The organism is Mucilaginibacter sp. P4_G9 (assembly GCF_056400985.1).
The window spans coordinates 1-9,069 of sequence record NZ_JBFUKF010000210.1; the positions used below are offsets into that span (position 1 = coordinate 1).

5 protein-coding genes are annotated in these 9,069 nt (G+C 40.4%); all 5 read right to left on the reverse strand.

Annotation, left to right across the window (positions count from 1 at the left end):
* Window positions 1–30: 30 nt before the first annotated feature.
* Window positions 31–2,382, reverse strand: a complete 2,352-nt coding sequence (locus AC1DPZ_RS16990; RefSeq protein WP_477405517.1) for a GAF domain-containing protein — start codon at window positions 2,380–2,382, stop codon at window positions 31–33.
* 24 nt (window positions 2,383–2,406) lie between these two features.
* Window positions 2,407–6,012 carry a BamA/TamA family outer membrane protein gene (locus AC1DPZ_RS16995; RefSeq protein ID WP_477405519.1) on the reverse strand — a complete coding sequence of 1,202 codons (3,606 nt, stop codon included), beginning with the start codon at window positions 6,010–6,012 and terminating at the stop codon, window positions 2,407–2,409.
* A complete protein-coding gene (locus AC1DPZ_RS17000) occupies window positions 6,005–6,631 on the reverse strand; it encodes a phosphatase PAP2 family protein (RefSeq protein WP_477405521.1) in 627 nt (208 codons plus the stop codon). The genes AC1DPZ_RS16995 and AC1DPZ_RS17000 overlap by 8 nt, the downstream gene beginning before the upstream one ends.
* Before the next feature lie 7 nt (window positions 6,632–6,638).
* On the reverse strand, window positions 6,639–7,511 hold the full coding sequence (locus AC1DPZ_RS17005) for an SdiA-regulated domain-containing protein (RefSeq protein ID WP_477405523.1): 873 nt from the start codon (window positions 7,509–7,511) through the stop codon (window positions 6,639–6,641).
* Between the two features lie 11 nt (window positions 7,512–7,522).
* Window positions 7,523–9,069: polyphosphate kinase 1 (gene ppk1 / locus AC1DPZ_RS17010; protein ID WP_477405525.1), on the reverse strand; the 1,547-nt coding region annotated here is incomplete at its 5' end.

Consider the following 9,069-nt stretch of genomic DNA (forward strand, 5'->3'; position numbering starts at 1 on the left):
CAATAGTTTTAACTTAAAATAGTTTTATTTTTATGATTTAAACTCGTAATTAACACCTACCCTTAAGGCTTTTAGGCYGGTAACACCCTGCAGTTCTTCCAGCTCAAGGTATTCCAGGTCATTGTTGAGTATATGACGTTCCTGCAGGTATTTGATGTATTCCTGGTATTCAGCCGCTTCGTTTTGGTTAAAATATACCATGGCTATTTTACCCGGCTGGGTAAGCCGCTCAACAGTACCTGCTATCAAAACCTTATCGATACGTTTTTTTACCACCTCGAACCTGATATTATAAGCCCCCTCTACATCAAAACGCCTTTCATCGTTCCTGAAACTGATATCTATAGCGTTTGAATGTATAAATATCAGCTGTGTTGTTTGCAGCGGGCGTGAAATCTGATCGGCTAAACTATTGGTAAGCTTGGCAATTTCAGCCATCGACCGCAATTGCCAAAGGCGGATATTTTTAAGGTATAGCAAATCAAAAACACGGGTGGGCGCTATAGATTGGCCAATGTAGATATCATATTCCACTCCATCGGTCCTGAATTTTTCAAAATAGCAGGGGAATGACTCCTGTACCTCATCCTGGGCTACCTCCAGGTAATGATTAATACTGGTATTGATGAGCTGCATGGAGTTTTCCAGGTTGCGGCGGTTGGCGAATGATAGGCCGGTTTCTTCAGACAAGGCATCAAAATATTTATCAATCACCGCTTTCTCTTCCGGATAGTTTTGCCTGAAGTGGTTTAAGAATGGGCTCAATTCATCACGCAGAAAGCTATCTAGTGTAAGCTCATCATTGGTAGTGATAAAACCACTTACCTTTTGCTGCCAGTCCTCGCATTTAAATACCAGGTTGTCAATAAGGCTTAAGTGAATATTCTTTTTTAATGCCTTTAAAGTTTTCATAATAAGGGCAAGCAGGGCTTCAAGGTCATCCTGTAAAGCAGTATTGCGCTCTATGGTGGAGTTGCGGATATCTATTGCTCCAAACAATGGATAAACATTATCAAAAACCACGGTTTCTATCTCCTGGTTCTTGCGCTTTTTTTCCCATTTTGTAAGATATGTCCAGGCTACCTCATTAAATTTCCATTGAACAGATGGCTGCAGTGAGGTAAATTTGTTCTTAATAACTTTCTCTATACGTTCATCAAACCGGTCGATACTGTTTTGCAATAATTGGGCAATTAACGGAATGGCTGTTTGCAATTTGGAGAGTAGTTTTTCGTAAAAGCTTATTTCTTTATACGAGTACACTTCCATTATACCTACATTTTTTTTATTGTAATAAACAGGGAAAATTCCGTACGATTTAACGCCGGCCTGTTTTAACACTTTAAGGAAAGGAAATTTTGATACCTTTTCATCGCTGATGGTATTAAAAAATATCGGCTTGGGGTTTCTGTTATAATCGCCGGCAATTGAATCGAAAGCTTCTTCGCCCAGGCTGTACTGTTTTGCTGACGAAATTAAAATACTTTGTGAACATTCATCATTGTCAAATACCGGCTTATTATTAACAGTTAAAAATGGCATTAACCCAAACTCAATCGATGGATCTTCGGCCAATGTTTTTAACGACTGGATAATATGCTCATATTGTTCTGTCTCATTATTGGTAGAATGATTAACCAACTCATTCCTGATACTTTCCATGGCATGTGGAAGAGTAACATCTGTTAAAGTAATTACCGTAAAGCCCTGGAACATAAAATTCGACAGTGGTAAAATACGCTCCAATGTCTCTATTCCTTCAAAATCATTGAGGTAGGGCTCTATAGTTTCAAAGTTCAGTACAGGTAAATCACCTTTTGCTATAATATTTACGAACTGTGCATTGGTAAAAATACTGTAATAGCGCGTAAGGTTGGTTTCCGGATCTATATAACTGTACAACAATTCGTTTTTAAGTACGGTACTGAAGCCATACATCCGCTCCAATATCAGGTTAAAAACAAACCTTCTCTGGCGTTGCATAAACATTTCAGTATCAGGTATATTTTCCGCGTATATACCAGAGTAATGACTGGAATGAAAATTAAAGAACGCTTCGGTACTGAAAAAGATCTTATCTGGTATAGGAGTACTTAACGCCCAGTAAAATTCCTTTTCATTAAGTATAGGCGGTGTAAGTATGCTATAAATAAGTTCCAGCATTTCACGGTACGTCTCTGCATGCTCAGGGTTTAGTTCCAGGTCAATACAGGTATCTGTTTCAAACTTATTGAGTACGTATTTGTAAAACTCGGTTTTGAGGGTTTTTTCGGTAATTACGCGCTCCTTTAAATGTTCAACAAATGGATTGAATGACAGGCACATATCTACCAGGCAAACAGTACAATCGTTTTTGCTTATATTTAATACTTCGGTGTGCATTTTTATAATAAAAAATTACCCTTGTTAAAACCTGAATGCTGTTGAAAGATAAGGGTACCATCCTTCTTCAGAATGCCCTGCAACTATTTTAATTACCGCAAGTCTGGCCGGCGCAATATATATTCCACCGCCTGCACCATTATGCCATTTATCAGAATGTTCGCCTTTTACCCACACCCTGCCAACATCATAAAAGCCCAGAAGCCCTGCCTGTCCGGGTACAATGTAGCTGGCAAAATTAAATAATTTTATACGCAGCTCCAGGTTGTTATAAAAGCTATATTGTCCGGCAAAGCGGTATAATCTATAGCCCAACAGGTTATCCTGCCCGCCTAAAAATAAGGATTGATAAAAAGCCGTTTTACCAAGGGTAATGCCGCCTCCTACTCTATCAGCCAGCACGATGGTTCCCTGGGTATTTAAACTTTTGTACAATGCCACTTGCGGAATAAGCTGTGTAAAGGTATTTGAATAGCTATTTAAACCGGCATAACCCTGCAGTTTAATATTTACATAGCTTCCCCAGGCGGGTAGTATCTTATTGTTACGCTTATCGCTGGTGAAGTTTAATATCACACCGGCAAAAAGTTTTCGTTTATCAAAGGTATAACTATCATCACTGTTAGTAAGTAATGGATTTGTAATTAAACGGCCCTTGTTATCATCAACATCCAAACTGTAATATTGAAATGACGGCCCTACACTTAAACTCGTTCCCGATTTGCTTACCCATTGTAAAGCCGGATCAAACTGAACTGTATTAAACCTTGTGCGATAAAAAGTTCTGTAATCTCCCGTTTTATCAAATACGGTTTCGTTACCCCTGCCAAAAAAGTTAATATTTCCCGGGGAATTTGCCTGGAACTGCATCAGCAAATTTGCATCGCCTACGGCTTGCACCCATTCTCCGTTATATTTAATCTTAAAAGCATTTGTACTAAATGAGTGGCTCACAAATACCTGTTGCACATCATTATACGGTAACTTGCGGAAACCTTCCTGGTGTGTGTATTTAAAACCTAAGCCCAGTAAAACGCCTTCATCAGGGTTAATTTCTATATTGGCCAGCGGCATGGTATTGCTTAACAGATTTGTTCGCAGGTAGGCTGTATTAGCGCTATCTGCCGAAATATGTTTGTGCACATTGGAGGTATCGCCAATAAGCGTAAGTTTTTTACCCTTATCATAAAGCTGCACCGTATTTCTTAATTTAATGATATTGTAGTTTTTGGTACCGGTGCTATCAATAAGTCTCAGCTTAATAGGCGATGTTGCATTATTTAAAACTACTCTATCATCACCTCCCCCGGTATAAAGACGAATCTCTTTAGTAATATCAGCACTAAAATTGATGTTCATCAATGTATCTTTTACAATACCGTTTTTATTGATCTTGTTGATAGTGATATTTAAGCCCTTACCGGGGATGTCTTTAATATTTATCAATTCATCCTTGTTGGTGGTATGTACATCAACAATTTTATTGGCGAACTTATAGTAGTAATCCATGGCCGCCGGAATATTGGCCCTGCGTTCTTTTAATTGTTTAATCAATACATCATGTCGCAATTTGTAGGATGATTCGGGTAATCGCCTTAAACCAGCCTCTAAAACTTCATCAGTTTCTGCAGCCACAAAGTCTTTCACTATTTTAGTCCATTCATCGTAGTTGTATTTTACGGCCGGAAAGCGTTCCATGAACATGGTTTTCCAGATGGAGTAACGCACATCATAAATCTCGCCGTTAAAACCTTGCAGGTTTGGCGCCAGCCATGGTTGGGCGGCTATGGTTGGCAATATACCCTGGTTGGTATAAATTACCTGGTCGCGGTCGCGCGGCACAGCTGTATAAGAAATGCCTTTATCTGTTTTATCACCTTTCCAGCGCCACTGATCGCTGTGCCTGTCCCAATCGCCTATCAGCAAATCAAGCAAACGGGCACGCAGAAATTCGTTGCCATCCACCGTATTGTCATTATCCTTCAACAAAGTTTCTGTCATTTTGGTGCTATTGTCCGATTTTCCGGTGGGTTCTCTTTCTTCAATCAGTACTACCTTGTTATCAAATATTTCATTGAACTTACCAAGCTTTTCATCAGGCGATATCACCCCGATTACCGGGTTTGCATGCGGTACACGGGCAGCAGCGGCCAAAGGCGGAACGATAAGTGCCGAGAAAGGGTGCTGCGCGCTCATGGCATCATTAACCCAATCTTTTGCAAATGTTTCCTGGAATTCTTGCGGCAATATTTTTTCGGGGCTTTTCTCCACGCTGCGGATCACCCATTCCTTATTATTCTTATCAGTTAATCGCAATGAGTGGGTTTGGAAACCGCCGCCAACCTTTAAAGGAGTTAAGCCGCCCTGAAATTCGGAGATCCTTATCACCGGTAATTTGGTATCAGCGGCCCATTCTTTACGGTAGTTTTCACCAAATAATGCCCGGTGAAATTTGCTTACACTATTATATGATGGATGAACCTTAACCACAATGCTATCAGCGGTAATAGGTTTAAGTGATGCATCAACCTGTTCTTTTACAGTTGTATAAGGCTGTGTATAGGTAAATGCCTGCTTTATTCCTGTTTCGCCGTCAATATAATAAGTAAACCGGATACTGTTATTGGTTAACATATCTGCAGTTACATAACCTTGTGTTGCATCGGCAAACAGGGAGTTTTTGCCTTTTATGGCGTAAGTATGTTTGGCACCGGCCCCACTAACAACCTGCACCTGGTTATCTTTAATAAACTGCAGGCCATGCTCATGACCTGCCACATGGATCATATTAGGGAAACCTTTAAAAACACCGTCTATCCGGGTGATCATGTCCTTATATAAAGGGTGGTTCAGGTCTTCTGGATTTGGAAATGATGACCGCAGAAATGGATAAAGCGAACCAATTACCGGCAGCGGGATCATTAAACCGCTATTTACGGCAGTTAAAGGAAAAATATGGTCTTTCAGTGAAAAATAACCGCCATGGGTACCATAACTCTGGAAAGGGTGATGAGATGCCAGCAGGATCACTTTATTGCGGTTCCTGTCCAGTATTTCCTTAAACTTATCTATAATATCATCTTTGGTTTTGCAGTCGCACTCGGCGCCAGTATTATCTTTATTGTATTGATATAACCACCATTCGCTATCAAAAGCAATAACGGTTAAGTATTCATTAAGATTAATCTCTACCGGATCGGGACAGCCATTTGCGGGGATCATTTTCAATAGACTATCCTGCTGTTCATCAAGGTATTGCCATTGGCGCTTTATTTTAGCAAGGCCCAGTGGCCCCATTTTATCCCAATCATGGTTGCCGGGGATAAAATAAACCGGTGCGCCATTGGCCCGCATAGGTTGGTATTGCGATTGCAGGATCTTTTTTGTTTGTTCTTCTTCATTGCTGCCCGGCAAGCCCATGCCAGTTGGGTAAATATTATCGCCCAGGTACATCACAATAGTTTTGTTTTTGATGATACTACCTGCCGCGTGTTTTAAAACGGCGCTCTGCTGCATGTCCATTTCGCCGGCATCACCTATCAGTATTACCCGGTATTTAACAGAATCCTGGGCCATCACAGCAAGCCTGCCCAATAATAAAATAAAAATAAGGGTTAATTGTTTATTCATGATAGCTGTGAGTTGATGTTGATTTTTTGAAAAGTTTCTGGTTAAGCCAATGGCCGGCATATGACGTACCTATACCCACTGCGGCGCCAGCTAACACATCCGAGGGGTAATGTTTACCCAAATACATCCTGGAGTACCCTACCGATGATGCCCATAGGTAAGCCGGTACAGTTACATACCATTTATGGTATTGAATTGATAGGGTAGCAGCCRTAGCAAAGGCCAAACTGGTATGCCCCGAAGGAAACGACTGATTATGCGTTGGCGAAAGTACAAATACATCATTTGGATACCTATCTGCCGGCCGGGTACGATTTACACTTACTTTAAGAATATCCGTTACTAAAACTGATGCCCCTAAATTGATAAAGGTTTCAATTCCATTACGTTTAGCTGTTGCATCATCGGTAACAAAGCCATATATTAATGTACCAAACGTGGCTGCACCGGCAACATAATAAGCCGAATTACTGGTATTACGCCAATATAAGGATGTGGGGTGCTGTGGATTAATGCTTTTTAAAATATCAATATCAGGATTTTGGGCAAAGCAGGGATGGTAAGCTGTTAAGCCAATAATTGTGAAAAATATCCAGATCAGTTTTTTGTCTCTTATCATACTGCTATTATTTGTTGAAGTTAAATTTTAAAACATTACCCTCACTTGTCTTACTTCCCTCATTGGATATGTAAAGGTTATGCTGCGCGTCGAAAGTTATTCCTTCGGGCTGGTTAAACATTGAAGCATTAAGCGGGTAAACCGCTTTTACACTCCAGTTGGCATCAGCAACCACCAGCATTTTATTAACCGACGACAGGATGTACCATTCATTTGTATTACTGTTTTTTGTTAATGCTGATGGATGGAAGCTTATCCGTTTTTTTTCAACTATCTTCTCAATTGATTTAACGTCAACACTGAAACCTCCGTTTTGCTTAAGTGTACCATCGGACTGTAAGGCTAATATGTAGCCGCTGCTGCTTTTGGTAGTACGGTCATCGGCACAATGTTTACATAAAATATAAAGCAGGCCCGATTTTTCATCGGCATACATGCCTTCGTATTCACCGGCAGGTAAAAGGTCTTCCAGCTTTTGTGCGGTTGCAATCTCCTTGCTTCTTACCTGGTTAAACGGAAAAGTGAACAGTACACCGTCACTGCGCAGCATAATTACCTGGTTATGGCAAATAGCTATATCCTCATAATCACCTTTTTTACCAAACTTGCTGTAATTAACCTGCTTATCCCCTAACTTGAGATAGAATACCTTGCCATCCTCGTCCTGCTCGGCATATAATGAATCGCTTTTGCCGTTATTGAAAGTGATGCCCGATATTTCAAGCAGTTCACCGGGCATATTATATTTTACCGGTTTATCCAGATCATAACCTTTAGGACTACCGCTTTGATTGCTTTCAGTCTTATCGGTACATGATATACCCGAGAGGATACCCGCCGAAACAAGTAATATAGTTATATAAGTTATAGCTTTAAGCATAGTTTTAATCGTTAAATTGCCTTCAAAAGGTCATATATAGCACGTTGCGATTGTACCAAAGGTAGTTTGGCTTCAATTGCTATATTCTGCAATTGCATATTGAGCATTACGGCCTGTACATTATCTTTTAATTGCACCTCAATAATTTGCAAAATTTCGGTCTTTATCTTTTCGTCATAAACAGGAAAGCAAACCTCAATACGACGATAAATGTTGCGGTTCATCCAATCGGCCGAGCCAAGAAATATTTTATTATCGCCATTGTTATGGAAGATAAATATGCGGCCATGTTCCAGGTAGCGGTCTACAATGCGCCTGATGGTAATATTTTCGCTCATCCCTTTAACGCCGGGGATCAAACAACAAACGCTCCGTACTATCAGGCTTATTTTAACCCCAGCCTGTGATGCCTGGTACAATTTAGTAATTAGCTTACGCTCTTCCAAATTGTTTAGTTTTATGGTGATAGCGGCCGGTAAACCTTGTTTCGCGTTATTAATTTCCTGGTCAATTAATTCCATAAAGCGCGATTGCAAATTAAACTGTGCTACCAGCAGATGCTTAAAATCAATGGGATAACCCTCTGCAGATTTTTTCCCTTTGGATAAAAAAATGAAGAGTAATTCCATCTCGCGCAGCAACAAAGGATTTGCCGTCATCATAATATGATCGGTATAAAAAGCGGCGGTACTTTCATTAAAATTACCGGTAGCCAGCAATCCTAAATATTTATCGCGACCATCAACCCGCCTTTTTACCAGCGCCACCTTGGCATGAACCTTTAGGGCTTTATCACTATAGATGATATCCACACCGGCGGCTTTCATTTTTTTTGCCCATTTTATGTTGTTGGCTTCATCAAAACGAGCTTTCAGCTCAACCATAACCCTTACCTTTTTGCCGTTACTGGCAGCGCTGATGAGCGCGTTAACAATTCGCGAATCGCTGGCTACACGGTAAAGGGTGATAAATATTTCATCTACAGATACATCGGTAGCGGCCTCGTTAAAAAAACGGAGTATCGTATTGTAGGATTGGTATGGCGCATGAAAAATGCAATCGTGCTTTTCGATATGATCAAATAACGAACCTTCACCATCACCGGTATTGCTTGTAATGGGAGTCCAGCGGGCATAACGCAGTGCCGGGTTATTAACCGGAAGCCCCATTAAATCCTTAAGGTTATGATACATGCCACCTTCAACCACACTTGAGCTTTGCAAACTAAACTTTTCTGTAATAAAATGCAGAATACGTAAAGGAATATTAGGCTGGTGTAAAAAGCGGGTGGCTATACCCATATCGCGTTTTAATAATTGTTTTTCGATCTGTTCAGACAGATCGCCCTGGTATTCGTCCTTCAGGTCCAGTTCGGCATCACGGGTTATTTTAATGCTATAACAGCCGTTTATTATCTCATTTTTAAATAGCTTATTGAGGTTATGCCTGATGATATCATCAAGGAATACTATGTATTGCCCGTCATCGGCACTAACACTATAAAACCTTGGYAACTGGTTTGATGGGATATTGAGTATTACATTTCGCTCCTTATCAT

Excerpts from the sequence above, each read along its gene's own strand:
- AC1DPZ_RS17005 (WP_477405523.1), bottom strand. The coding sequence starts at position 7,511 with ATGCTTAAAGCTATAACTTATATAACTATATTACTTGTTTCGGCGGGT.
- AC1DPZ_RS16995 (WP_477405519.1), bottom strand. The coding sequence starts at position 6,012 with ATGAATAAACAATTAACCCTTATTTTTATTTTATTATTGGGCAGGCTT.